The organism is Trinickia violacea, assembly GCF_005280735.1.
GTDB classification, from domain to species: domain Bacteria; phylum Pseudomonadota; class Gammaproteobacteria; order Burkholderiales; family Burkholderiaceae; genus Trinickia_A; species Trinickia_A violacea.
On record NZ_CP040078.1, the window covers coordinates 693,666 to 719,490 of the forward strand.

23 protein-coding genes are annotated in these 25,825 nt (G+C 61.1%); 13 read left to right on the top strand and 10 right to left on the bottom strand.

Going from position 1 to position 25,825, the window contains the following annotated elements; translation table 11 throughout:
• Nucleotides 1-42: 42 nt before the first annotated feature.
• The gene (locus FAZ95_RS25155; protein ID WP_137335231.1) at nucleotides 43-1,824 is read right to left on the bottom strand and encodes a hybrid sensor histidine kinase/response regulator; all 1,782 of its coding nucleotides are present in this window, start codon (nucleotides 1,822-1,824) and stop codon (nucleotides 43-45) included.
• A gap of 177 nt (nucleotides 1,825-2,001) precedes the next feature.
• Here FAZ95_RS25155 and FAZ95_RS25160 point away from each other — a divergent pair, with 177 nt between their 5' ends.
• The gene (locus tag FAZ95_RS25160) at nucleotides 2,002-2,382 is read left to right on the top strand and encodes a response regulator (protein ID WP_137335232.1); all 381 of its coding nucleotides are present in this window, start codon (nucleotides 2,002-2,004) and stop codon (nucleotides 2,380-2,382) included.
• A gap of 816 nt (nucleotides 2,383-3,198) precedes the next feature.
• Here the strand turns inward: FAZ95_RS25160 and FAZ95_RS25170 are convergent.
• Nucleotides 3,199-4,506: a tryptophan leader peptide gene (locus tag FAZ95_RS25170; protein ID WP_137335234.1), complete on the bottom strand. Its 1,308-nt coding sequence runs from the start codon at nucleotides 4,504-4,506 to the stop codon at nucleotides 3,199-3,201.
• Between the two features lie 254 nt (nucleotides 4,507-4,760).
• Nucleotides 4,761-5,354, bottom strand: a complete 594-nt coding sequence (locus FAZ95_RS25175) for a short chain dehydrogenase (protein ID WP_137335235.1) — start codon at nucleotides 5,352-5,354, stop codon at nucleotides 4,761-4,763.
• A 311-nt stretch (nucleotides 5,355-5,665) separates the two neighbouring features.
• Between FAZ95_RS25175 and FAZ95_RS25180 the strand changes: the two genes are divergently transcribed.
• Nucleotides 5,666-5,998, top strand: coding sequence for an antibiotic biosynthesis monooxygenase family protein (locus FAZ95_RS25180; protein WP_137335236.1), 333 nt, complete (start codon nucleotides 5,666-5,668; stop codon nucleotides 5,996-5,998).
• Nucleotides 5,999-6,099: 101 nt separating this feature from the next.
• On the opposite strand, the gene FAZ95_RS25185 is transcribed toward FAZ95_RS25180, so the two are convergent.
• Nucleotides 6,100-7,257, bottom strand: coding sequence for a pyridoxal phosphate-dependent aminotransferase (locus FAZ95_RS25185; RefSeq protein ID WP_137335237.1), 1,158 nt, complete (start codon nucleotides 7,255-7,257; stop codon nucleotides 6,100-6,102).
• Between the two features lie 36 nt (nucleotides 7,258-7,293).
• The gene (locus FAZ95_RS25190; RefSeq protein ID WP_137335238.1) at nucleotides 7,294-8,736 is read right to left on the bottom strand and encodes an MATE family efflux transporter; all 1,443 of its coding nucleotides are present in this window, start codon (nucleotides 8,734-8,736) and stop codon (nucleotides 7,294-7,296) included.
• Between the two features lie 548 nt (nucleotides 8,737-9,284).
• Here FAZ95_RS25190 and FAZ95_RS25195 point away from each other — a divergent pair.
• Complete coding sequence (locus FAZ95_RS25195; RefSeq protein ID WP_137335239.1) at nucleotides 9,285-10,358, top strand: DUF6765 family protein; 1,074 nt, start codon at nucleotides 9,285-9,287, stop codon at nucleotides 10,356-10,358.
• A gap of 168 nt (nucleotides 10,359-10,526) precedes the next feature.
• Here FAZ95_RS25195 and FAZ95_RS25200 read toward each other — a convergent pair whose 3' ends face one another.
• On the bottom strand, nucleotides 10,527-10,853 hold the full coding sequence (locus FAZ95_RS25200) for an H-NS histone family protein (protein WP_137335240.1): 327 nt from the start codon (nucleotides 10,851-10,853) through the stop codon (nucleotides 10,527-10,529).
• A 292-nt stretch (nucleotides 10,854-11,145) separates the two neighbouring features.
• Here FAZ95_RS25200 and FAZ95_RS25205 point away from each other — a divergent pair, with 292 nt between their 5' ends.
• Both FAZ95_RS25205 and FAZ95_RS25210 read left to right on the top strand, forming a co-directional pair.
• Nucleotides 11,146-12,165: an H-NS family nucleoid-associated regulatory protein gene (locus tag FAZ95_RS25205; RefSeq protein ID WP_137335241.1), complete on the top strand. Its 1,020-nt coding sequence runs from the start codon at nucleotides 11,146-11,148 to the stop codon at nucleotides 12,163-12,165.
• 18 nt (nucleotides 12,166-12,183) lie between these two features.
• Nucleotides 12,184-12,666 (top strand): hypothetical protein, encoded by a 483-nt coding sequence (locus FAZ95_RS25210; protein ID WP_137335242.1) that lies wholly within the window; start codon nucleotides 12,184-12,186, stop codon nucleotides 12,664-12,666.
• A gap of 54 nt (nucleotides 12,667-12,720) precedes the next feature.
• Here the strand turns inward: FAZ95_RS25210 and FAZ95_RS25215 are convergent, their stop codons facing one another.
• Nucleotides 12,721-14,124: a GntP family permease gene (locus FAZ95_RS25215; RefSeq protein WP_137335243.1), complete on the bottom strand. Its 1,404-nt coding sequence runs from the start codon at nucleotides 14,122-14,124 to the stop codon at nucleotides 12,721-12,723.
• Nucleotides 14,125-14,367: 243 nt separating this feature from the next.
• Between FAZ95_RS25215 and FAZ95_RS25220 the strand changes: the two genes are divergently transcribed.
• The 7 genes from FAZ95_RS25220 to FAZ95_RS25250 all read left to right on the top strand — a co-directional run bounded on the left by FAZ95_RS25220 (nucleotide 14,368) and on the right by FAZ95_RS25250 (nucleotide 19,853).
• On the top strand, nucleotides 14,368-14,895 hold the full coding sequence (locus FAZ95_RS25220; protein ID WP_137335244.1) for a BON domain-containing protein: 528 nt from the start codon (nucleotides 14,368-14,370) through the stop codon (nucleotides 14,893-14,895).
• Nucleotides 14,896-15,002: 107 nt separating this feature from the next.
• Nucleotides 15,003-15,236 (top strand): hypothetical protein, encoded by a 234-nt coding sequence (locus FAZ95_RS40170; RefSeq protein ID WP_254700281.1) that lies wholly within the window; start codon nucleotides 15,003-15,005, stop codon nucleotides 15,234-15,236.
• Nucleotides 15,237-15,460: 224 nt separating this feature from the next.
• On the top strand, nucleotides 15,461-15,625 hold the full coding sequence (locus tag FAZ95_RS25230) for a hypothetical protein (RefSeq protein WP_437437782.1): 165 nt from the start codon (nucleotides 15,461-15,463) through the stop codon (nucleotides 15,623-15,625).
• Nucleotides 15,626-15,829: 204 nt separating this feature from the next.
• The gene (locus FAZ95_RS25235; protein ID WP_137335246.1) at nucleotides 15,830-16,117 is read left to right on the top strand and encodes an H-NS histone family protein; all 288 of its coding nucleotides are present in this window, start codon (nucleotides 15,830-15,832) and stop codon (nucleotides 16,115-16,117) included.
• 620 nt (nucleotides 16,118-16,737) lie between these two features.
• Nucleotides 16,738-17,262, top strand: a complete 525-nt coding sequence (gene fae / locus FAZ95_RS25240; protein WP_137335247.1) for a formaldehyde-activating enzyme — start codon at nucleotides 16,738-16,740, stop codon at nucleotides 17,260-17,262.
• 105 nt (nucleotides 17,263-17,367) lie between these two features.
• Nucleotides 17,368-18,405: an aldo/keto reductase gene (locus tag FAZ95_RS25245; RefSeq protein WP_137335248.1), complete on the top strand. Its 1,038-nt coding sequence runs from the start codon at nucleotides 17,368-17,370 to the stop codon at nucleotides 18,403-18,405.
• Nucleotides 18,402-19,853, top strand: a complete 1,452-nt coding sequence (locus FAZ95_RS25250) for an NAD-dependent succinate-semialdehyde dehydrogenase (RefSeq protein ID WP_137335249.1) — start codon at nucleotides 18,402-18,404, stop codon at nucleotides 19,851-19,853. Before FAZ95_RS25245 ends, FAZ95_RS25250 begins: the two co-directional genes overlap by 4 nt.
• Nucleotides 19,854-20,064: 211 nt before the next feature.
• Here FAZ95_RS25250 and FAZ95_RS25255 read toward each other — a convergent pair whose 3' ends face one another.
• From FAZ95_RS25255 to FAZ95_RS25265, 3 genes are read right to left on the bottom strand one after another with little or no spacing between them, the layout of a single operon-like run.
• Entirely contained in the window at nucleotides 20,065-21,033 is a 969-nt protein-coding gene (locus FAZ95_RS25255) for a GDP-mannose 4,6-dehydratase (RefSeq protein WP_137335250.1), read from the bottom strand.
• Nucleotides 21,020-22,063, bottom strand: coding sequence for a GDP-mannose 4,6-dehydratase (gmd, locus tag FAZ95_RS25260; RefSeq protein ID WP_137335251.1), 1,044 nt, complete (start codon nucleotides 22,061-22,063; stop codon nucleotides 21,020-21,022). Before gmd ends, FAZ95_RS25255 begins: the two co-directional genes overlap by 14 nt.
• Before the next feature lie 29 nt (nucleotides 22,064-22,092).
• On the bottom strand, nucleotides 22,093-23,145 hold the full coding sequence (locus FAZ95_RS25265; protein ID WP_137335252.1) for an acyltransferase family protein: 1,053 nt from the start codon (nucleotides 23,143-23,145) through the stop codon (nucleotides 22,093-22,095).
• A gap of 460 nt (nucleotides 23,146-23,605) precedes the next feature.
• Here FAZ95_RS25265 and FAZ95_RS25270 point away from each other — a divergent pair, with 460 nt between their 5' ends.
• Nucleotides 23,606-25,771 carry an NHL repeat-containing protein gene (locus FAZ95_RS25270; protein ID WP_254700348.1) on the top strand — a complete coding sequence of 722 codons (2,166 nt, stop codon included), beginning with the start codon at nucleotides 23,606-23,608 and terminating at the stop codon, nucleotides 25,769-25,771.
• The last annotated feature ends 54 nt before the right edge of the window (nucleotides 25,772-25,825 follow it).

A 25,825-nucleotide genomic window follows, 5' to 3' on the forward strand; every position in this document is an offset into this window, starting at 1 on the left:
TGGTCTCGACGAACATGTTCAGGCGCAGCCGGCGCCCTGTCACTATGTTGCTGATTGCCTCAGAACCGTCGCCAGGTCACCAAGGGAGACCGGCTTGAGGAGCTTGTAAGCGAAGAGACTACTGGCTTCCGGACGTTCGGCCTCGAGCTGGGAGAGACCAGTCATCGCGACAAACCGCGTCGTTGCGCACTGTGTGCGCTCGCGAAGCAGTCGGGCCAGTTCCGTCCCGCCCATGTCTGGCATGACAATATCAATAAGCGCGACTTCCGGTGCAAATGTCTCGACGATGGAAAGCGCCTCGCGGCCGCTCTGAGCTTGTTTCACCTCATGGCCTTCCAATTCGAGCAACGTTCCGAGTGCCTCTGTCGCGTCGACATTATCATCGACCACTAGAATGCGTCGCGGTGTGGAGGCTGGCGAGACGGACGCAGCACATTCCTCTTCGTCTTCCGAGACCCTACGGGACGCTATTGGCAGGCGGACAATCACCCGCGTACCCCTTCCTTCGCCTTCACTGAAGATGTCAACGCGTCCGCGATGAGCGTCAACAAGGCGCTCCACCACTGACAGACCAATGCCTAGTCCTCCCTCTGCCCGAGTGCGGGCGGACGCCGATTGCGAAAACATTCGAAAGACGTAAGGCAGCAACGCTGGCGAGATACCGATGCCGTTATCGCGCACTGTGATGATGACGTCCTCCAAAGGGCCCCCCGCGGTAGGACGATTGCTGAGGTCCGGCGCTTCCACGAGTACATCGATTTTTCCGCGCGCTGGCGTGTACTTCACCGCATTGGAGAGCAGGTTCGAGATGACTTGGACGATGCGCGCAGTGTCGGCACGCACCTGCACCGGATAAGCAGGTACATTGACAGTCAACCGATGCTGGCGTCGCTCAGTCTCTGCTTTCACCGCAGCCACGGCATCAGCGACAATGTCTTGAAGGAGCCCGTAGGTTGGTTGAATCGAATGCTTGCCATGCTTCATGCGAGATGCATCCAGCAGGTCATCTACGAGGCGACATAGGTGGACTACCTGACGGTCGACGATATCCAGGGCCGAGAGGGCTGGGGGCTTGTCCGTACACAACTTGCGAAGGACCTTGAGCTCGGCGTCAATCGGGGCTAGCGGGTTGCGCAGTTCATGCCCAAGCGTTGCGATGAAGCTGTCTTTGTGCACTTCCGCCAACGCTAGCGCATCCTTCGCCGCTTCGGCTGCCATTGCATGACGCCGCGCATCCGACTCAGCCCTCGAAATCGTCAAGGCGGCGCAAGTGAAATCTGCGAGCGCCGTCAGGAGCCTGCGATGCTCGGCGTCGAACCCGTGACGCTTATCCCTGGACGCGACCCAAAGCGTGCCCCAGGGCACCGGCTGCCCGGGAATCGGCACCACGAGCGCTTCCACAACGTCGGGCATTTTCGCGTACAGCCCATCAAAGTGATGCTGAGGATGTGCGAAAAGCTGTGCGCCCCGCAGATACAGCGTCATGCCATCTGGACTGTTGTCAGCAGGAATTGACGCAACTGCCGCGTTGACTTCAATGTCACCTTCGAATGCGGAGCAGTGGAATTGCCGTTTCCCGCCCGAGTCAACCGTCGCGAGGTTGATGCCAGCATAGGTGGCACCACATAGCTCACGGGCAATATGCGCGAGTTCCCGCAAGACCGCCCCGCTCGAGGTGGTCAGCGCTTGTGCGAGCTTGTGCAGTGCGCCGTTCTCCGCAGAGAAGTCGGGCGTGCGGTGCGGACGCTGGTCGAGGGCGTCGGTCACAAGCACGCCTGCCCGCCTTGCTCGGTCGACGGCGGCAGACAAGGAAAGCTCGGCCATCAAATCTCTCTCGCGAACTGTCAATCGACGTAACGAGTGAAAAAAGTACAAGTAACCGAATCGCTCACGTAGCCAAAAGAACCGGATTCGGTGCTAGGGACGTTCCAGTCTAGACTAGCGCCCGCCAGGAACGACGGTTGCTGCGCGTCACGTTGCTCTTTGATACAAGGTTTGCCCATGGTTACAATCCTCGCCGTCGACGACGACCCCAATTTACTGCGTGCCCTCGGAGTCCTGTTCGAGGAGGAAGGGTATCGCGTGCTCACCGCATGCGACGCACAAGCCGCCATGGCGATAGCCGTCGCGGAGCGGCCGGACGTTATCCTCACTGACTACATGATGCCGGGCATCAACGGCGCCGAGTTTTGTCGTCGTCTGAAATCCAACTTTACGACCGCGCGCATACCCGTGGTCGTGCTCACGGCGTTATATCCTCCGCCATCTGCGTCAGAGGACCTATGGCATGCCGTGTTGACGAAGCCGGTATCCGTTGCGAACCTACTGAAAGCAGTCAGGGCGTTTTGGGATAGAACAGGACCGAACGCGCCTGCTTGCTGACAAAAGCTGAAGGGGCGGCAGCGTATACCGCAGCGGTAACAGCCGCAGCAAAACGAGACGATGTCCAACTTGCTTGATGCTTGCGCCGCGCCTGTCTTACCGGCTGGGTGCCGGTTCAGATAACCCGCGCACTGTCACGGAGGACAGCACGAGACACAAACGTGGTGACCCCGTGACGTTGCCGACGTTATGCTGCACGCCACCGCGTCGCGTGTGCTGCGGCGCTAAGCCTTCGCAGCAGCGCTTTCCCCGCAGCTGTGAGTGTGTACTTGGCTTCGCCAAGCTCCGATGTGACCCGCTGGACCAGCGAGATTTCTTGCAGCGCCAAGACGTCCGGGGTTGAAGCTATTGCCCCTGTAGGCGTGTTGCGCAGCCGTAAGAGCGTCGCGATTTCATGCGCACTCAACATCCGATGCGGCCGAAAGCCACGATGCGCTGATGCACCATCAGGGCGCGTTGCTGGTACAACCAAAGCCTTACTCCAAGTTGCGCGGCCCACTTGAGGCCACGCCAGATTCCGAAACAGCGAGAATTATCGACGACCTAAAAACCGACAGGGGAAACTGCAGGTTTTTTCGCGTAACCCTTTGTAAGTCAAGTTGCAAGTTCGCACGCCAATCCGTGACCCTTGCCGTCGCGTCAGGACGGCAATTCGCACGGAGCGATGCTACCAGCGGGTTGTTTCCGGCGTTTGCCGCCGGTTCAAAATGCGAACGCTTCGCATGGTTCCCGTTGCAAGGCGGCTTGATGGCGTCAAAGGTCTCCGCCCCCTCGGCAATGGCAGTCGCGAGATGTCGAGCGTGTCGATGAGGAACGTCAGGCCGGCACCTGCCCGGGTGTACCGTCCAGGATACGAAGCTTGTCGCTCATATCGGGAACGTTGTGACCTGCCGCGCGAAGCTCGCCCACGAGCCGATGTGCAGCTGCCCGGCAGTGAGCAAGCGTCTCACGCAGGCGTGGCTCTGCCTGCAGGCCGGCCACCGCTTTCTCAAGTTCAGAAGGAGATTCGCTTAGCAGGGCGGGAACAACTTCGTCCGGCGGTATCACGGAGCCGTGACTCAACAGCTGCGCGGTCCAGTCGCACCCATACAGAAGCGCACGTCGTTCGGCCTTTCGCGCTTCGTCCTGCTCGAGCGTGGCGAGGCTGTGTCGGTTCTTCTGAATCTCAGAGCGCCACGCCGCCAGGATGTCGGCTCGCAGCGCCGCTATCGCGTCAGCGAGCGACGCGTTCTGCCCACCCGCTATAAGGCGGCGTTCATCAAGTCTGTCTAACCGGTCCCGATAGCTTTCGAGGTACGGCTGCCAATTCAACGGTAACTCCGACTTTTCGAAGAACGCGTGGCTTACCTCAGTGAGTTCGTTGCGAATATCCTGAAGGGCCTGATTGTCGGCAAGACGCGCTTCATGCACGTCGTGGGCCGTCACCATCTGCCGGTGTAGAGGGAAGAGTGGATTGCTGAAGCGCCGCTGTAGATGTCGCTCAGCCGCGCCCGGCCGGGCGCTCCATTTCCAGTTGGGCAGCGAGTTCGCGTCAAATTCGACCGCCTGTATCATCGGCCTGAAAACAGCCAGCGCTTCTTCTGTGGCATGGCGAAAGCAGTCTGCCAGTTTGTAGTCGTTGCCTTGCAGGGCGGCGCCCGCATTCCCCGCATAAGGTGAGTCGGGGGTGAGCCTGAGCGTGCCTGTGGCCAAAAAGAATTCCACCGGCAATTCCACGGACAGGCCTTCCTGCCTGAAGGTGCGCTGTTCAGCGGAAATTGCCTCGACTGAATGCGCCAGGCGGTTTTCCAGGTCGAGAAGCGCATCAATGGTGTCTCCCGACGACGGCTGCGCCGCATCGGCAAGCAGGCAGAAAGTTTCACGTGCCATCCTCGCCGCGATAGTTCCGTGCTTCTCAGCAAATAGCCAGAACCAAAGGGCAAGCTGGTAGCCCATGGCACCGTTTCGTGCGATGGGTTCGACGTCAGGTGTGAATGCGATGCCCGGCGCGGCCCAGCTTGCAAACGGCGGTGCTCCGGCGCCCTGGTACATGCCTAGGAGTTGCCGTATCGATTCATGCGTATCGTTGGGCCAGTTGCGCGCCTCCTCGTGGCGCTTCTCGGTCTTCCAGAACCTCCAGTCCATTCTGAACCTCGCAAGACAGCAAGAGTATCTGTGCTACGCGCTGCGAGGGATACTTGCACACTATGCGGAGGGCGTAAACCGGAGACTGTCCTTCGCCGCCTGCCGGCGAGGTTCATGGTCGTCCCCTCAAAACCTGCCCTGGCATGCAGCATCGTACGAATCTCGCCGTTGCTACGAGTTAAGACAGCGAGACTGACGTCGACCGCGGTTGCTGCGACGGCACGCGTTGAACGACGGCGGTGCTACTTTCACGATTATTTGACTGGAATGACCTGTCCCGTGATGTCCTCGACGAGGCCTCGCTTGTATGCTTGGGCCACTACTGCGGCGGGAGTACCTGCCGAATAGGCCTGCCCCATCGCGGCAAGTGTTTCCGAAACCCAGCCTGGGCTGACGACGTTGACCCGTGCCTTGCCGTGCAATTCGAGAGCTGCGGACCGGACGAACGCCTCGACTCCTGCATTCACGATGCCCACCACGGCACTCCCCGTGACCGGATGCAGGGAGAGAATGCCGCTGGTTAGCGTCAGGGACCCGCCTTGTGCGATGTGACCGACCGAGCACCGGACGAGATTGACTTGTCCCATCAGCTTGTTGGCCAGACTGAAGGCAAAGTCTTCATCCGTCAGCGATTCAAGCGGTGCGAATTTCGCCGCACCTGCAGCGCAAATCACGGCGTCAACGGTTCCGAGCTGTTGATACATTGAGACGATGGATGCCTTATCTGCGAGGTCCACCGACTGGTCAGGGCCATTGCGGCTCGCACCGATGACCTCGTGTTCGGACGAGAGCAGTCGGACAATCTCCTTGCCGAGCAGTCCGGTTGCGCCAACTATTAGTATGCGCATGGCTCCTCCTTTTCCTGAAAGACAACACCAGCGCGGAGCGACGAAGCGCTCGTGTGCTGACGAACGAATATCGTACTACCGCGGCTCACGACATTGCGAACACCACCACTAACGCGGCGCCGTGGGGCAGGATGGCGCATCCCCAACCCGCCTCTGTAGTATGAAAATTCAGGAGCACCGCAACGGACTTATGCTGTCCATCGTCGCTTGACTACCGAGGGTAGATGGAGCCAGCATTGGCGAAGCGCCGCATTGCCGTGCCAGCGAGCTGTCAGAGGGAACAGCCAGTGAAAACTGCCGAGGAGACTTCTATGATTGAAGTGACCAATACCTATGACCTACGGCCGGATGTAAATCTGGAGTCTTACGCTGAATGGGCGAGGAAGACTTCGGAAACGATTCGGCAGCAGCCTGGCGTGCTCGAGCTTCGTGCAAACCGAAATATGTTGGGCAGCCCGCAGATTCGAACGACCACTTGCTGGAACTCTATGACTGACTGGGCAGCGTTCGCGGACGGGCCGTGGCGCACGATGGAGCAGGAATTGCGAACATTTGCGACCAATTTCAAGGCCGAAGTTTGGGGCCCGTCGCCGCTCTTGCCGACGCCACTCCGTCCGGACCCAACGGGCGGTGCTGGCGCATGAGCAGACCCAGAAGCGTCTCCAGCATACAGAGCTGCGGTCGGTTCACTCTGTGACGTCCGGCTGCGGCTCTGTATGCTGCCGCTTCAAATCGTGCCCGCCTTTCAGATTCCCCATGCCGCTCGCACGCGATTGCGGATATCCGCGAGCCGGGACACCGGTTCGTTAGCGAACACGAAGCGAATATATCGGCTAGCAACCGGTCCCCAGCCAACCATTGGAGTAGCGGCCACTTCACCCTTCGCGAGCAGCATTCGTGACGCATCGGGAGACGACAGTTCGAGTTGTTCCGTGTCGATTAGCATGGACCAACCTCCATCAGGGCGAATGACAGGAAGGTCGTGGAGCTCGCCTAGCAGAAAATCACGGCGCGTCTGCCACTCGGCTACCGCTTGCGCCACGCCATCGTCCGAGCAAGTGAGCGCGGCTGTCGCTCCAGGCATGCCGATGCCAACTTGGCACACGACGTTAGTCAGACTGGTCAGCCGGACGTCGGTCATGATGACTTCAGGGCCGACAATCCAGCCCACGCGCCATCCAATCATCCTGAACTCCTTGGAGACGGACCCAACCGTGATGGTGCGTTGCCGCATGTCCGGCAACGCAGCTGGATGAATGACCTGGCGGCCATCGAACAGGATGCGCTCCATCGCAGCGTCATAGACGAGCCAGGCATTCGATTGCCTGCAATGCGCCGCGATGGCTGCCCACTCGGTTTCGGTCGCAACAAACCCGCTCGGCATGGAGGGCGACATGACGAGTAGCGCGCGCGTCCGCGGTCCAATTGCTGCTGCAAGACTGTCGAGGTCTAGCCGCCAACCGTCGGCACCTGGTATCAGGCGCGCGAACTTCGGAACGCCGCCGGCCAGACTGACGCGGTTGATGAGCCCTGCGTAGGTCGGGTCCGTCAGCACCACCTCGTCGCCGGGTTCCAGTATCGATAACAGGACGTTGAGAATACCGGCTAGCCCGCCCGCGGATATGATGCATTCGCTGTTCGCGTCGTAGCTGATGCCGGTCGATTGCTTCATACGCGCGATGACCGCCTCGCGCAGTGCGACCTGACCGGTGAACGGTAGGTAGCTGTTCGCGTCGTCATCGTCGACTGCCTCGTGGGTTCGACGGATGGCCTCGGCGGGCGGTCTTAGGTCGGTATCAAGATTCTCGAGCCGTAGGACGTTGCGGTTTTTCGATGAGTCCGCGGCGTCGCCCATTTTGTCGACGCCGATGCCGGGAATATCTCGCAGACGAGAGACTGTCACAGCAACCTCCTCAAACTGACCGGTAGGTAGGGAGCATCATTGCACACGAGGCGCGATGGTATTGCCAGCCGCCGCGCCTGGGACGCTGACCGCCGACGAAGTCGGCTCGTTGGCGTGCCGCTGTGCCAGTCGAGCGCAATCTTCCATCGGCAGACGCCTGACGACAAGAAAGGCGACCAGCATCGCCATCGTTCCAAAAATCGCGCTGCCGGCTGCCTGGCCCACCAACACACCGATGGGACCATGTCGGATTCCGACCGCTACAAACGGCAGTGTTCCGACCGTTGCTCGTCCCCAATTGAATAGCGTTGATAGAAGAGGACGGTCTAAATTGTTGAACGTCGCGTTCGCCACGAAGAGACAACCAACGAAGACATAGCTTGCGACCAGCCACGAGCAAAAAGTCGAGAGGATTGTTGCGGTTACACCGTGGGCGGAAAAAGCGCGAATTAGACTGTTCTGAGCGAACGCCAGCACGAGCCAGGCCACTGCAACGGTTAGCAGGACGAACGCGAGGCTGTTGCGTACAGTTTCCCGAATTCGGTCCGCTCGCCCAGCACCGAGGTTCTGCGAGATGATGGGACCGACCGCACCGGTCAGCGCGTATATCAAGGCGAAGGCGACCGGTGAGATGCGGTCAATTGTGGCCTGTCCGGCGACTGCCGCTGGACCAAAACGCGCCATTGCATGCGTGACGTATGCACTGGCGACCGGCGTCGCCAGGTTGGTCAGGACGGCCGGAAGTGCCACCTTCAGCACGGGCTTCACGTCCCGCCACGAGCGCCCAATACGTGGGCGGCCGACCAAGTGATTGACTCTAGCCACTCCGTACAAACCTACAACGGCCAACGCTATGCGTGCGACGACGTTCGAGACGGCCGCACCAGTCAATCCAAGGCGCAGGCCAAAGATGAGAATTGGGTCTAGAACTGCAGTGATGACCGCCGCCGTGAGAGTTACCATCATGGCTCGTCGCGCGTCGCCAGTCGAGCGCATAATCGCCGCTGTACACATCCCAATTGCAAGCAGCGGATAGGTCGGGCCAGTGATGTAAAGGAAAGTGCGCGCCAACTCGCGCGTTTCTCCTCTCGCACCAAGCGCGTTGAGAATTGGGTTGAGTAGCGCCAGCGTCGCTGCGCTCAACACGATGGTCACCAAGCCCATCCAAATGAGACTGGCAGAAGCGACCTGTCGAGCTTTGGCATGTTGACCAGCGCCGAGTAAGCGAGCGACGGTCGCACTTACTCCAATGGTCGCGCCGATTGAGATGGCGACATGAAAGAAGGTGACGGTGCCCGCGAAGCCCACAGCCGCCGCTACCGAAGCATCGCCAAGAAGCGATATATAGAAAAGGTTCGCAAGGTCGACCGCGAATACCGCCATCAGGCCGATTGCGCCGGTGCCGGCCATGACAACCACATGACGCATGGTCGAGCCCGAAACGAAACGGGCAGAATGTGCTGAGGTGCGTACGTTCATCGCGTCGATGTGAAGGTCACAGTCCACGAATCATGGCACGAACCGCAGCCGTACACGGTTACGCCACTTTCTAAGCGCTCAACACGACCGGGAGATGACGGCGACGGAAGCGACCTGTTTGCAGTCGCGGACCGCGCGCTCTATGCCGCCAAACGCCGGGGACGGAACCGGACCTGCGTGGCCGGGGCCGATAGCCGGATGAGCCAGTGGTGTGACGCGGACATGTATTCAGAGCCTGTGCGGCGTTGTGTTCCCGTCGACTTCCTGCCGAGAATCGAGCGCGTTTTTTGAAGTCTGGGTGTTCTCGGTCGTTTCACTCACATGGAATAAGGCGCCTGCGTGGATTCTTCGGCCGGCGCGCCAAGGCACGCTATCAACCCAGAAAACCCGCGGCTCGACACAAGAGCAGAGCGGAGCAAGACTCGTGTCTCGGTCAGGGCAATCGAATCGTGCGGCGCTTTGTAACGGGGGCAGCCCGGGTTGGCGTGTACGCGCAATTCTCGCGACTCGCTGTTCCTCCAATGAGTTGCGTTTGAGGAGAGTCGTCAATGAACATCGATTTCCACTATGGCGTTGTGTATATCGTCGCGCGCCTGGCCGGCATGCCGGCCGACCAGGCGCTGACGGTGGCACACGCCTGCCAGTACGTCGATGACGCAACGACGGCGGGGATATTGCGATTTGCAGGAGGCGAGACGTTTGAGCGCTTCGCAACTGCGCACAGGCTGTTCGATTATTCCAACACTGAAAACGACCAAAATAGGCTTGTGTGGACGCCATTCCATTTCCTCCCCGCTGGCGAGGGTGAAACCCTGCAGGAGAAAGCCGTTTGTCGCGCAGATAGCGCGATTGCGCGAGATGTCGTTCGGCGGGCGATTCGGCAAAGGGACGCCGATACCGCCCTGCATCGATTGGGCGTGACGCTCCATGCCTACGTGGATACATGGGCGCACCAGGGGTTCGCGGGAATCGACTGCGAGTTCAACCGCGTTCTTCGACTTGAGGCCGAGGACTGCACGACGGAGCACTGGCTGGCACATCTGGTCCATGCGACCGAGCACCTGGTCGATGACTTGGAGTCCAACGTGCTGACGAAGGCACTGCCAGTTGGTCACGGTGCTGCGCTGCATTATCCAGACCAGCCATGGGCGAAATGGAGTTACGTCGACGGTAGAGGAACGCCTGTCGAAAGGCACAATCTGGAAGACTTCGTTTGCGCGGCCGATATGGCTTGCCGTGTCGTTCAGGCATTTATCGCAGGAGCGGACGGTTTCGAGTCTCAGCCAGGAATACCGCCTAACGTGAAAGAGGTGCTTCGCAACGTACTCGCTAACAACAGAAGCGACGACGACCAGGAACGACTTCAGGCAATTTGCGATTCAGTGCATACCGGAGCCATTCCTGGCCTGAAGGAGCGCATACCGGACTATGTGGCAAAAGGACTCGGCTCTTGGAAGTTCGAAGCGACAGGTTTGCTGTCAGACGATGACCATGGCGACCGTCCACGATGGGGCGAGGCCTTTGAAAGAAGCGACTACCGACGCTTCCACGACGCAGTGAAGGAGCATCGCTTCGTTGTCACGCAGGAGATTCTGCCCGCTCACGGACTGCGTATAGCCTGAATTGATTCACGTCGGGATTGGGTCGGCAGTGGCGTTACCTGCTCGCTCGAATGTGGTCGGTCCGACTGCGACGAACGCATCCGAGCCTTGCGCGTGGCAAGCACACTTCGGAGTTCGCTGAGCCACTCCGCCGTCATCGGCACTTCATGCAGAGTGCTTGCACCGCGCCTAACGCGAATGACTTTCCTGCCGCGCGAGCGGGGTGCCCGCAAACGGGTCATTACGCCAATCCACGCCTGGTCTGCTCGACGGCACAGGTTGTGCCGCCTTTGGTGCCAATTTAAAGTGGTCAAGGGATTGACCCGCACTAATCGCTTGCTTGAGCCACTGCGGCATTTCTCCTTCGCCGGTCCACGTGTCTCCCGTCGCACTAAGGTAGCGAGCTTCTGTCTGCTCGTTTGCTAGCGCTGAAGCCAGGTCCTCTGGCGTGATGCCAAACTCCTCTATGCGATGGCGGAGATAAGCAATCATGCTGTCTCGCTTACGTTCGTCCATAAAATATTCCTTCTCGAATGCCAATGGCTGACAGCTACTAAGCGCCGCTTGTGGAGAATCGCACCGTACGCTCATTGCGCCGATGTAACGAGGTAGTCATGGTGGTGACAAGCTGCAGCACTTCCGCAAGCGCCGGTGTCGCAGCCTATCTGATTGAGGGGCCAGAAAGCCAACTCGTCGATGTCGAATTTGAGAACCGGATTGATACTTTCGGTGACCTATGAACCCATAGCCACAGTATGCATCCATATGGCATAGTGCGCTCGATTAATCAACAACAAGGGGAGCCCAGATGGCAACTTTAGAGCAAATTCAGGCAAAGCTGCAGAAGCTTCAGGCGCAAGCCGATGCGCTCGTCGCAAAGAAGTCGTCGGCCATCATCGATAAAATCCGCGAACTGATGGCACAGAACGACCTGACGACAGCTGATATTGAAGCCCACACCGGTCCAGTGAAAGGGGGCGCAAAGCGTGCCGGCAAGTTGGCAGTTGCGGCGGTGGAAAAGCCTGCTGCCAGCGCGACGGGCAAACTGCCGCCGAAATACCTGAACCCAAAAACTGGCGAAACTTGGAGCGGTCATGCCCGTCCGCCGGCTTGGATTAAGGACGTCAAGGACCGCAGTAAGTTTTTGATTGCAGGCGGTGTCGTCAGCTCGGCGCCGAGTGCCGCAAAACCAAAGAGAACTGGCGCTTATGTCCGAGGCCCGCAACCACCAATGTATCGCGACCCCAAGTCCGGGTCGACGTGGAGCGGGCGTGGTCGCGCGCCGGCGTGGATTGCTGAAGCCAAAGACCGGAATAAATTCTTGATTGCCGGTAGCACTAAAGCGACTGCTCCCGCGACCGCAGGTACAGCGACAAAGGCAAAGACTGCGGTCAAGAAGACAGCGTCGAAGGCTGTTGGTTCGGGCGCTGGAAAGGGGCAGCCGAAAGGTCCGCAGCCTGCGCTTTACCGTGACCCCAAGTCCGGTGCGACGTGGAGTGGCCGCGGCCCTGCACCGGCTTGGCTGGCTGGTGCCAAAGACCGGACGGCGTTTTTGATTGCAGGCGCGGCGAACGAAGCGGCTACCAGCTCTAGCGCTGTGACGAAGAAGACTCCCGCAAAGAAAGTTGGCGCCAAGAAAGCCGTGACGAAGGCCGCTGTTGCCAAGAAGGGACCTGCAAAGCACGCGGCCGCCGCCGGCAAGGTTGCTAGCAGGAAGTCTGCTGCCAAGAAGAGGCCTGGCCGCAAGACGGTCGCGACCGAGCAGACAGCGGTGGAGAAGGAGATTGCTCCGGCATCAGTCGCTGCGAGCACGCCCGCGAGCGAATAAAGGAAGTCGCGTTCTCAGATGGCTTATACGCTCGAATCCGAAGAGCAGGACAAGATTGTCCTGCTCGACTCTGTTCCCGTTCCATCGCCCGGTTCGACCGAGCCGTTTGTCATTGCCAACGAGCGCCAAGTCGCCATCGTGTACCGAATCGCGGAAATTGACTTTGAACGGTACGGTCCATTTAGCGACGAGGACGAGCCGTTCTGCCTGGTACAGTTTCCGTGGGCGGCGTTCCATCGACTAGGACCGCCGAATGATGAAGGGTTGGGCTCTCATCCGTTGGCAGCGGTAGGCTTGAAGTGGTATCAAGCACACGAGGTCCTAAAATCCTCGTTCGTCGCTAGCTCCTGGAAACGGGTGTCACCTCATCATCCGCGGCGGCATTTTGTGTTCACGTTTCAGGACAGTACTTTTGAGTGCGTGGCGGCGGACTGTGTGATGTCAGGGGTGTACGGTTCCGCAGATATTGCTGGCAGGGAGGCGTTCTCGCTATTTCGGTGAGGTGCGGCTTGGTACCTTGAAGGTCGGCTTTCACCGCAGCCTTTTATTGCCGACTCAAACCAAACCGGTCAGATAGTAGACAGCGATCACAAAGAACACCGCCATCGTCTTGATGACCGTCACCGCAAAAATGTCGCGATACGATTCGCGGTGTGTCAATCCGGTGACGGCCAACAGCGTAATCACCGCGCCGTTGTGCGGCAGCGTGTCCATCCCGCCGCTTGCCATCGCCACGACGCGATGCAGGACCTCGAGCGGGATCTGCGCGGCTTGCGCGCCCTTGATGAACACGTCCGACATCGCCGCGAGCGCGATGCTCATGCCGCCCGACGCCGAGCCGGTGATACCCGCGAGCGAGCTGACCGAAATGGCCGCGTTCACGAGCGGATTCGGAATGCTCTTGAGCGCATCGCTGACCACGAGAAAGCCGGGCAGCGCGGCGATCACGCCGCCGAAGCCATACTCCGACGCCGTATTCATCGCCGCGAGCAGCGCGCCGCCGACCGCGGTCTTGGTGGCGGAGGCGAAACGCTCCTGCACCCGGCCAAACGCGGTGATGACGACGAGCAGAATGCCGAGCAGAAGCGCCCCTTGCACGGCCCATACGGCCACCACCGATTTGATCGTCGCCGAAACCGGCGCATGCACGCCTGGCAGGACGTCGGGCGCGACGGTATAGGTCTCCGTGCCGTACCACTGCGGAATCCACTTCGTCAGCGCGAAGTTCGCCACGCCGACGAGCAGGAGCGGTGCAATCGCGAGCAACGGATGCGGCAGTGACGACGCTTCGACGCGCTCCGGCTCGTTCACGAGCGACGTGCCATAGCCCTCGCCCTTGGCGATCGCGGCGCGGCGGCGCCATTCCAGATACGAGAGGCCGACCGCGATGATGAACGCCGAGCCGATCACGCCGAGCGCGGGCGCGGCCCAGGCGGTCGTCTTGAAGAACGTGGTCGGGATGATGTTCTGGATCTGCGGCGTGCCCGGCAGCGAATCCATCGTGAACGAGAATGCGCCGAGGGCGATCGCGCCCGGCATCAGCCGCTTCGGAATATTGCTTTGGCGATACAGTTCGGCGGCAAACGGGTAGACGGCGAACACGACGACGAACAGCGACACGCCGCCATAGGTGAGCAGCGCGCACACCGCGACGATCACCGCATTCGCGCGCGAGCGGCCGATATAGCGGATCGCGGCGTGCACGATGGCCTCGGAGAAGCCCGACAGCTCGATCACCTTGCCGAACACCGCGCCGAGCAGGAAGACCGGAAAGTACAATTTGACGAAGCCGACCATCTTCTCCATGAAGATGCCCGAGAACACGGGCGCGACGGCGGCGGGCTCGGTCAGGAGGACGGCCGCGAGCGCGGCGATCGGCGCGAACAGAATGACGCTGTAGCCGCGATAGGCGGCGAACATCAGGAACGCCAGCGCAGCGAGGACGATGACAAAGGACATTGAGTCTCCGTTTCTGAGTTGCTTTCCGTACGCCGGACGGAGTGGGCGGGCGCTCGCGGTTGCCGCATCGGCTCGCGCGTGGCGCGCCGCGCCTCGCGTGCGGCGTGCTTCAATGCTTGCTGTGTCGAAAGAATTCGCGAGCGATTGTACAGAAGCGCCCTTTTTCGTGCTTCGCAGTGGGCTTGCGTTCTGTCTGTTGGACTGGGACTGGGCGAAGGAACGTGAACGACTGGAGGGGCTGTCATGAAGCGTCTTTTTGTCGCGAGTATGCTGCTCGCATCGAGCGTGGCGTCTTATGGGCAGGAGGCGTCGGCGGCAGCGGCGCCTGAGCCGGCCGCGCCGGAAATACGGAACTGGTTCAACGATCCTTTCTTCACGCTTTCGCAAGACTTCACCGGCTGCCCGGTGCCGCTCGGCCCGTTCACGGGCCGCGCCGAAATGGAAGACGATGCGCATTACCGTGTCGAGCGCGGCACCACCTGCTGGCTCGCGCACAAGTGCACGAAGCCGAATTCGTATATGTACGACGCCGATATCGCCGACGCAGTGCGTTCTCGCTTCACAGGCGCCCCAACGCTGCACGGCACGAGTATCTGGATTACCGTGCAGCGGCGTTTCATTTACGCGGACGGCTGCGCGCCATCCGCGTTTGACCGCGATGCGCTCGAGAAGCAACTCGAGGCCGTTCCGGATGTCGAGAAGGTTTTTATTCGCCTGAGCACCGATCCGCACGCGCCTCTGCCGTATAAGCCATTTCCCGCGCAGAAGTAACGGCGAGACGCGCACGCATGGCATACTCCGGCAGATCAAAATAAGAGCGCCGATGGGGTGATTCGATGAAGCACACGCAATTTTTTTCGGTTCGATTTGGCGTCGCAATGCGCGCGATGGCGGCTGCCGCATTCGCGGCGGCGCTCGGCGGCTGCGGCGGCAGCGCGCCGCTCTTCACCGGCGACGGCCGGGTGACGACCCAAGTCCAATGTCCATCCGCCGGACCGTGGGATACCTGTATGCAGAATGCTCGCGGTATCTGCCAGGGTGATTTCGACATCGTCAAGCAATCGAGCAGCGGCGACACGCGCACTTTGTTGTTTGCCTGCCGGGCGAAATAACGCGCAGTGTTGCGCGACATGTGGACCGGACCCGAAAACCATCAATCGGTTTAAATCGCCAAACCACATTGACCGGATGCACAAAACTTTCATCGTGTTTCGCCAATAATCGGCTAAAGGCCCGTTTTGCCGGCATCGCAGGCGGGACGCCGAACGTCGAGGCTGAATGTGCAATCCGGGGGCGGTAAATGGGTCATTGCCACGTCGAACAAGATCTCGAGCATTTGGAGCGGATCGTCGCCCGCATTTCCCCCGGCGACCGGATTCCGTTGTCATATTGGCGCAAGCGCGTGGATTCCGTTTTGGCGGCGGCGCGCTTGCCTTCGCATATCGAGCGCGCAAAGAAATTAATCGGCACGTTGGATTTGCTTGAATTGAGCGCTCACTAAAGCCTGTTATTAGCATCGACAGGTCCTGGCGAGTAGTCAGTTCCGCTAATTGCCTATCGTTCCGGCAATCGCATTTGCGCTGCTTGCCGAGTCGAGGCGCACCCCTATCGGTAAGAACGGACCTATTTGCGCACCCCGTGCGGCACTTTTTGTTCATGGCACAGTCACATTGCTGTAACCGATGACAATGGGAGGCAATGATCCATGGCGACATACAAACAGCTCACCCTGCAACTTGAAAAGCTTCAGGTTCAGGTCTTGGAGGCCCGCGAGAAGGAAATAGAGGCCGCGATTGCGCAGATCAAAGAAAAGATTGCGGAATATGGCATTACCGCTGAAGAACTTGGCTTTTCCAGCAAACGTCCAACTGCGCGCAAAGCCGCGTTGCCCGCTAAATACCTCAATCCGAAAACCGGCCAGACTTGGAGCGGACGCGGCCGCGTGCCGGCATGGATCGGCAAGAATCGCGAGCGTTTCCTGATCGAAGGCTGACGGCAAAGTCGCCTAAGCGGTTTTAAGCGGCGACCTGCAATGAACTACCGCCGGCGCGACTCTGCAATCCGCAGGTCGCGCCGGCTCCCGAATCGGCTCACCTTTGGCATGACGGCTCAGCCGAGTGAGCGCGCGAGAGAGGCGCGTGTCCCCGGTTTCGCAGGCATGGCTTAACGTGCTCAACCCGTTGTCGTGACGGATGCGGCGAGCCGCGCAACGTGCAACGGCCGCTCTGCGGCGCATTCCCGGCGATTCGCGGAAAGCCTTATCTGACAAGGGCTGGCGGCGTATTCATCGAGCGCTTCACGCTATTCCCGGCTCGGCCGGCAGCGACTCGACGCGCCAATTCTTTGCGCTTTCCATTGCCAAAGTTCCAGCCACTACCGGTGCGTCACCGTCCATCGATATCCATCGCCGAACGCCTCTCGCGAGCGGCATTGTCCCCGCTCCCGAATTTCCTCACCTTTCCCGCCGCCGCGCCCGTTTCCGCCCGTCAAGACTCCGTAAAAACCCGAACTTGAGTCGGCCTCATACCCCAGATCAAAAAACATCGCTTCATACGCTATTCGGCCCGATAGCACAATCGTTCCACCTCCCCAACCTCCAACGGGTTCACACACATGAGCGCAGCAACGGACAAGCAACTCTATATCGGCGAAGGCTTCGAAGGCCCGGGCGTCAATCTCGCCCACATCAACGTGCTGGTCGGTCCGCGCAACGGCCCGGCGGGCCAGGCGTTCGCCACGGCGCTCTCGACGCCGTCGGCGGGCCACGCGCCGTTCGTCGTCATCGCGCGCCCCGGCGTGCCGACCAAGCCGCTCACGCTCTATGTGAACAAGGCGCAGATCGAGGGCGATTTCCACGGCAACGCAACGTGGGGCGCATCGCAGGCGGGCATCGCGAAGGCCGTGGCCGAGTCGCTCGAAAACGGCACGCTGCCGCCCGAAGCGGAAAACGACTGGGTCGTCGTCTCGGCGAACTGGGTCAATCCGAAGACCGACGATCTCGACGCCGTGTTCGAGAACAACTACCGCGCTTGCAAGAACGCGATCCTCGCAGCGATGAAGGGCTTGCCGCACAAGGAAGAAGTGTTTGCCGCCGCGCGCGAAGTTTCGAACCCGTTCTACACCCCCAAACAACGCTAATACATGCACTGCGGCTTGGGTGTCGTTAGAAGCGCCGCCGCTAGCTTTGCATGGGACCAGAGTAAGCACTAAAGCGCCAACTCTGGTCGACAAGGAGACACAAATATGGAATACGTCCGCCTCGGCCAATCCGGTCTGAAGGTTTCGCGCCTGTGCCTCGGCACGATGAACATGGGCACGCCGCAGTGGAAGCCCTGGATTTTCGACGAAGCGCAAAGCGAGCCGATCGTGCGTCACGCGCTCGAAGCCGGCGTGAACTTCATCGACCTCGCCGATTTCTATTCGACCGGGGTGGGCGAGGAAGTGGTCGGCCGCATCCTGAAGCGCCTCGCGCGGCGCGAGGAGATCGTCGTGACGACGAAGGTCGGCTACGACATGGGTGCCTATCAGAACGCAGGCGGCCATTCGCGCAAGCACGTGATGGACGGCATCGACGGCTCGCTCAAGCGCCTCGACATGGATTACGTCGACATCTTCATGCTGCACTTCTTCGACGTGAACACGCCCGTTGAAGAAACGATGGGTGCGCTCAACGATATCGTGCGTGCAGGCAAGGCGCGCTATGTCGGCGTGTCGACGATGTACACGTGGCAGCTCGCGAAGATCATGCAAGTCTGCGATCGCAATGGCTGGGCCAAGCCGATCAACATGCAGCTGCAGCTGAACCTCGCGTATCGCGAAGAAGAGCGCGAGATGATGCCGTACTGCTTCGATCAAGGCATCGGCGTCTCGGTGTTCAGCCCGCTCGCGCGCGGCCTGTTGACCTCCGATCCGAACTCCACGCGCAATCAGACCGACTTCTTCACCGCGCAAATGTACGGCGACAAGGCGTCGCTCGAGATCGCGGCATCGGTCGCGCGTGTCGCGAAGCGGCGCGGCGTGAGCCCGGCGCAGATCGCGCAGGCGTGGGTGCTGAATCAGCCAAGCGTGTCGAGCATGCTGGTCGGCGCGGATACGCCCGCGCAATTCGACAGCGCGCTCGCCGCGCTCGAGACGAAGCTCGACGCCGACGAGCTGTATGAGCTGGAACGCAATTACACGCCGTGCGATCTGATCAACGATTACACGGCAGGCAAACGTATCGCCCGCGAAGCGCGTCCTGCGCAGGGCGTGTTTGCCGACACTTTGGAAAAAGCAGCATGAGCGAATTTCTCCGTACTGGACACTACATCGACGGCGAATGGCATTCGGCCAAGGGCCAGGGCGACGGCACCTATGCGGTGCTCAACCCGGCTACCGGCGAAGTCATCACCCAAGTGGCGAAGGGCGGCGCAGCCGAAACTGCGCAAGCGATCGCCGCCGCGGAACGCGCGTTCCCCGCCTGGCGCAAGCTGACCGCCAAGGAACGCGGCGCGCGCGTGAAGCGCTGGGGCGAGCTGATGCTCGAACACCGCGAAGCGCTTGCCGAGCTGATGGTGCGCGAGCAAGGCAAGCCGCTTGCCGAAGCGCGCGGCGAAGTCGGCTACGCGGCAAGTTTCCTCGAGTGGTTCGCCGAGGAAGCGAAGCGCATGTACGGCGACGTGATTCCGAGCCCGCGCCCGGATTCGAAGATCGTCGTCACGCGTGAGCCGATCGGCGTCGTCGCCGCGATCACGCCGTGGAATTTCCCGCTCGCGATGATCACGCGCAAAGCGGGGCCCGCGCTTGCGGCCGGCTGCACGATGGTGCTCAAGCCCTCCGAGGAAACGCCGCTGTCCGCGTTTGCGCTCGCCGTGCTGGCCGAGCAAGCGGGCATTCCGGCGGGCGTGTTCAACGTCGTGTCCGGCGATGCCGTCGCAATCGGCAATGTGCTGACGTCGTCGTCCGTCGTGCGCAAGCTGTCGTTCACGGGCTCGACGCGCGTCGGCAAGCTGCTCGCGAAGCAGTCGGCCGACACGCTCAAGAAGCTCTCGCTCGAACTCGGCGGCAACGCGCCGTTCATCGTGTTCGACGATGCCGATATCGATGCCGCCGTGCAAGGCGCGATCGCGTCGAAGTTCCGCAACACCGGGCAGACCTGCGTGTGCGTCAACCGCTTCTATGTGCAGGACGGCATCTACGACGCGTTCATGCAGGCACTCACCGTTGCCGTGAAGAAGATGCGCGTCGGCAACGGGCTCGAAGGCGACACCGAGCAGGGGCCGCTGATCAACGAAGCGGCGCTCACGAAGGTGGAACTCCACGTCGAAGACGCGTTGAAGAAGGGCGCGCAAGTGTTGACGGGCGGCAAGCGCCACGCGCTCGGCGGCACGTTCTACGAGCCGACGGTGCTCGTGAATGCGTCGAGGTCGATGCTCCTCGCCGACGAAGAGACGTTCGGCCCGGTCGCAGCGGCGTTCCGCTTCAAGACCGAAGAGGAAGCGATCGCGGCGGCCAACGACACGCCGTTCGGCTTGTCCGCGTACTTCTATACGCGCGACCTGGGCCGTGCATGGCGCGTCGCCGAGGCGCTCGAGAGCGGCATGGTCGGCATCAACGAAGGCATTATTTCGACCGAAGTGGCGCCGTTCGGCGGCGTCAAGGAATCGGGCCTGGGCCGCGAAGGCTCGAAGTACGGCCTCGACGAATACGTCGAACTGAAGTACATGATGATGGGCGGTCTCGGCCGCTGACGCGCCAAGCGCGTTGGCCCGCGTCGCGTCGTGAGCAGAGTGAGCTTGGGTAGACTTGGCCTCTCGGTTTCGTAACCGAGAGGCTTTTTTTTTGTCGATCGGAGTTAGCGCTTCAGCGCTTACTCCGGTCCCATGCTGCGGTTGCCTGGAGTTAGCGCTTTAGCGCTTACTTCAGGCCCACAGCGATCTCAAACGCTAGGGGGCGCGCTTGTCAGCCGGCTTGCGATCCATTGTGCTGAGGCGTGGTTTCTTCGCGCTGCGCCGCTGCCTCATACATCCATTCGAGCGTCTCCGCGAGCGGTGTCACCGGTACGCGTCCGATCGCGCGCTGCAGCTTGCGATTGGAGCCGACGAGCCGATGCACCTCGTTCGCCCGCAAAAACCGCGGATCGACGAACACCTCGATCTCGTAGCCGGCGATGCGCGAGAGCATCGCGAGCACTTCGCCCAGCGAGTGCCCGACGCCCGAGCAGATGTTGAACGTCTCGCCCGCAGGCGCGGCTTCGAGCAGGCTGCCGTAGATCGACACCACGTTGCGCACGTCCGAGAAATCGCGGCTGACGTTGAGGTTGCCGAGCGAGATTTTCGCCTCGTTTCGCGCATGGTGGCCGACGATCTTCGGCAGCAGGTAATCCTCGCGCTGCCCGACGCCCGTGTAGTTGAACGGGCGCGCGACGACGATCGGCAAGCGGTCCATCCAAAGCCGCGCCGCGTGCTCCATCGCGAGCTTGCTGACCGCGTAGTCGTTGGCAGGTGACGGCTCGATGCTCTCGTCGAGCACCTCGACGGGCGCGTTACCGTAGACATTCGCGCTGCTCGCGAGCAATACGGCGCGCGGCGGCTTGTCGAGTGAGGCGAGCGCCGACAGCAAGTTGCGCGTCCCGACGATATTCACGAGGTACGTATTGCCCGCCGTGCCGTTCGCCACGTGCGCGGCGCCCGCCAGATGCACGACCACGTCGGGCCGTGCATCGGCGACCATCGCCTTCATGCCTTCGGCGTCCAGCAGATCGACGGAACACACGAGGTGCCGGTTCGAAGCGACGTCCGCCAATTCGGGCGACACCGTGCCCCACACCTCATAGCCGGCGTCTTCGAGATAGTCGGCCATGTGCTGGCCGGTGAACCCGCCCAGCCCGGTGACGAGCGCGCGACGCCCTTGCCGATCAGAATGTCTCATGGTGCTGATTGCGTTCGAGATCGGCATCGACCATCAGCTGGCACAGTTGCTCGAGCGTCGTCTCGGGCTGCCAGCCGAGCTTGTCCTTGGCCTTGTCCGCGCAGCCGATCAGCAGATCGACTTCGGCGGGCCGGTAGAACTTCGGATTCACCTGCACGAGCACCTTGCCCGTCGACACGTCGAGCCCTTTCTCCTGCTCGCCTTTGCCCGTCCACTCGATCTGGTAGCCGGCCGCGGCAAACGCCATGTCGACGAAATCGCGCACCGTCTCCGTGCGATTGGTGGCGAGCACGTAGGTATCCGGCTCGTCGGCTTGCAGCATGCGCCACATGCCTTCGACATATTCCTGCGCGAAGCCCCAGTCGCGCTTCGCATCGAGATTGCCGAGTTCGAGCTTGTCCGTCTTGCCGAGCTTGATCTTCGCGACGGTGTCGGTGATCTTGCGCGTGACGAATTCGCGTCCGCGCAGCGGCGACTCGTGATTGAACAGGATGCCGCTGCAACCGAAGATGTTGTACGACTCGCGGTAGTTGATCGTCGTCCAATGCGCGAACAGCTTGGCCACGCCATAGGGGCTGCGCGGATAGAACGGCGTGGATTCCGATTGCGGAATCGCCTGCACCTTGCCGAACATTTCGGAGGTCGAAGCCTGGTAGTAGCGCATGCGCGGATTGAGCAGCCGGATCGCTTCGAGCAGGTTCAACGCGCCGATGCCGGTGACGTCCGCGGTGGTCGCTGGCTGATCGAACGACACGCCGACGAAGCTCTGCGCCGCGAGGTTGTAAAGCTCGCTTGCTTGCGCCTTTTCGATCAGGCGCATGCTGGATCCGAGGTCGGTCAGATCGTGCTCGACGAGCGACAGGTTCGGATGCCGGCTGATGCCGAGTTCATCCATGCGCCAGAAATTCACGGAGCTGGTTCGCCGATAGGTGCCGGTGACGTGGTAGCCCTTTTCGAGCAGCAGCTTGGTGAGATACGCGCCGTCTTGTCCTGAGACACCGGTGATGATCGCTTTGCGTTGAGGGTCCATGGCGTTTCCCTAAGAGTGATGCGAGTGTTTTATTCGACGGTCAGCAGTTGGCGTGCTTCATGGCGGGGCCCGCCGTGAATGAGCCGCTTTTCGAAGCCAAACCAGGTGAGGCTTGCGTAGGCGAGCGTGATGGCGAGCGCCGCTGCGGCCGCTGCATAGCGGCTGTGGATGTGCGGCCAAAGCGCGTAAAGGATGCTCAAGTGAATCAGGTAGATCGTGTAGCTGATCGTGCCGATATAGACGAGCACGGGGTGGCTCAAGAGGCGCTTCACGATCCCTTTGCTTTGCAGCGCGATCACGACCAGCGACGTGCAGAGAACCAGCGACACGCTATAGAGCCCCGCATTCGACAGCGGCGTGTTCGCGGCGCGAAAGCGCGGATAGTGAAGATGCAGCCACGCGAGCACCGCGAGCGCTGCGAAAAAGCCGACATAGGCCGCTGCTTTCAGCCGCACGAGCGCATTGGCGTCTTGCCGTACCAGCACGGCCAGCAATGCGCCTGCCGAGAGCAAGTCCATGCGAAACGGCGTGAGGTAGTAAATCGGCCAGAACGTATCGAAGAACGGCGTCGAGACCGCGCGCAGCACCGGCACGATGACGATCAAAGCCGCGGCGATGAACAGCAGCGCACGTTCCGACGCAAACAGCACGACAAACGGCCAGAACACATAAAACTGCTCTTCGACGGCAAGCGACCACAACACGTTGAGGCTGGGGTGGCCGGCTTGATCGAGCGCGTCGCCGATATTGGTGGCAAAGAACGCGTACCACTGCCAATGCTCGGCCCAGCCGAGGCCGAACAGCAGCGACGAGACGATCATCAGCAGCACGTAAGGCGGCAGGATGCGGCGAGCGCGGCGCGCGTAGAAGTAGCTGAAATAGGACTGCCCGCGCGCCTTGCGATCGAGCAGGATGCCGGTGATCAAGAAACCGCTCAACACGAAAAACAGGTCGACGCCCATCCACAACGGCGCTTTCAACGCGTGTTGCGCGAACACGGCAAGCACGGCGATGGCGCGCAGGCCGTCCAGTTGAACGATGCGTTCACGGCGCGTAGCGGTGGGTAGTGCGCTGACAGTCATTGAGCGATCTATGCAGTGTCGAGAATAAGCATGCGGCAATGGATTAGCGAAAGGATTTCGCGTATTGCCAATGGCGTACGTGACGCTTTGCAGGCGCAATCGATTCTAGGGAAAAGAAATTGACGAAAAAACCGACCAGTAATGAATAGGAATTAGGCGTGGCGGGCGGAATTTTCTACCTGGATGCCGTCTGGTGCGGGCGTGATTCGGTCGATATTGCGCGCAAAAAATCGGTTCGGCAGACGCGATTCTTTGTGAGGCGATCAAAAATCGCGGGTATTCGCGAAACAAAATTCATTCGAAATTTTCGGAATTATTTGTCAATTCCTGCCGATATTTTTGCTTGTACTCTGAGTCGCCTTGAACGGATTCCCCGATCAATCCCGGCTCAGCTGGACCAGTGGGCCTCGAATGGAGGAACGCCTTGTTCCGCGCAATATCCAGTTCAACGCTTGCCGCCGTGCTGTGCGTCAGTTTCGCGCTCGATGCGGGCGCCGTGCCTTCGGAAACCGTTTTGCCTGCGTCGACGTCCTGGATCGGCAACAGCTTTGGTTATGGCGACGGCACGTGGACGCCCATCAATATTGCCGCGATTGCCGTCGCGCCGGACGGCCGCGTCTATACGAACGCGCCCTGGGACGAAAGCGGCGCCGAAGTCAGCATCTTCAAGGACGGCAAGATGCTCGGCTTCGCGGGCGGCACGCACGGCTGGGGCAATACGGGCGGCAGCGCGATTGCGATCAACAAGCGTTATTCGTATATCGCGACTTCGGTCGGCAACGAGAAGGGCCGGCTCGTCGCGCAGGGCGTGTGGCCCGAATCCGGACAGCAATGGTTTGGAATTTCGCGCCGCGTGATCAGCGATGTCAAGGAAGTCGCGCCGCTGCGCTCGGTGAACATGGAGCCACGCGCGCGGCTGGCGGCGAGTTTCCTGATGATGAACCAGGTGCCCGTCGGCACGCGTGCGGAAATCGGCGGCTTGGCGGCGAACGATTCGATGCTTTACGCGGCGAATACGACGCGCGACGAGGTCGATGGCTACGACGCGGCGTCGATGCAGCCGAAGAGCAAATGGACCGTCCACGAGCCGGGCCGCTTGGCGATCGCCGGCGACGGCACGGTTTGGGTGCTGGCCGGCACGCTGACCGATTCGGCGCCGCACGTCGAGCACTATTCGGCAAGCGGTCAGAAGCTCGACGATACGCTGCCGCTGCCCGCCGATGCCGTTGCGGTGGATATCACCGTCGACGATAAAGGCCGCGTACTGGTCGCGGATAACGGTCCGCGCCAGCAGGTGCTCATTTTCAGCAAGCGTGACGGCCGCTACGCGCTCACCGACACGCTCGGCGAGCGCGGCGGGATCTTCGCCGGGGCGCCGAGCCAGTCGGGGCGTCCCGGGCCGCTGCGCTTCAATGGCCTGACCGGCGTCGGCGTGGATGCCGCGGGCAATATCTACGTGTCGACCAATGGCATCGGGCCGAAACTCGGCACGACCGGCGCGGGCCTCGGCGCCACGCTCGAAAGCTACGCGCCCGATGGCCGCTTGCGCTGGCAAGCGCAGGGGCTCTTGTTCGTCGACGGCGCGTGGATGGACCCGGGCCGGCCCAACAGCGTCTTCACCGGCAACAAGCGTTTCGAACTCGATCTATCGAAGCCGGCGGGGCAGCAATGGAAGTACGCGGGCTTTCTCTCGAACCGCTTCAAGTATCCGCAAGATCCGGTGTTCAGCACGGACCAATGGCCAGGCCTGCCGATGGCGCGCAAGCTCGACGGCCGCACGTTCCTGTATCTGACGGATATGTACGCGGATCACTTGAAGATCTACCGCTTCGATCCGCAGCGCGACGGCGAAACGGCGATTCCGTCGGGCTTGATCGCAGGGCGCGCGCGACCCGTCGACAAGATTCCGAATCGGCCGCCCGGCGGCGACTGGATCTGGCGCGATACGAACGGCGACGGCAAGTTCGACAGCAGCGAATTCACGCTGAACACGACCAAGGCCAAGCTCGCGGGCGGCTGGGGATGGTGGGTCGATACGAAGGGCGATATCTGGCGCACGAGCGATCAGCGCGGCATTCACCGCTTCCGCTATGGCGGCCTTGATAGCGTCGGCAATCCGATCTATTCGTACTCGGATATGACGACGTACCCGATGCCCGCGCCGTTTTCCGAATTGCGGCGCGCGATCTACGAACCGCAAACCGACACGCTCTACGTGACCGGGTACACGTCCGATGCGCCGGCAGGCGCGCAAGGCACGTGGAAGGAAGTCGGCCGGCTGCTGGTGCGCTACGACAAATGGTCGACGGGTGCGCCCGTGCAGCGCTACGCGATCACGCTGCCGTGGGACACGAATGCGAAGCCGATCCAGACGTTCATCAGCGTGACGGTCGAAGGCAAATACGTCTTCGCGGTCGAACCGGCCGGCGACGTGCACGTGTACGACAAGGCGACGGGCGCCGCGATCGGCGTGATCAAGCCGGGGCCGGAAGTGGGCAGCGCGTCGGGCTGGATCGACGTGCCCAACGGCATCAGCGCATACCAGCGCGACAACGGCGAATACCTCGTGTTCGTCGAAGAGGACGCGCGCGGCAAGGTGATGATGTACCGCTGGAAACCGCAATGAGCGCAGTGACCGCCATGACGTCGGCATTCGCACGCATCAATCGATAGGGCATTC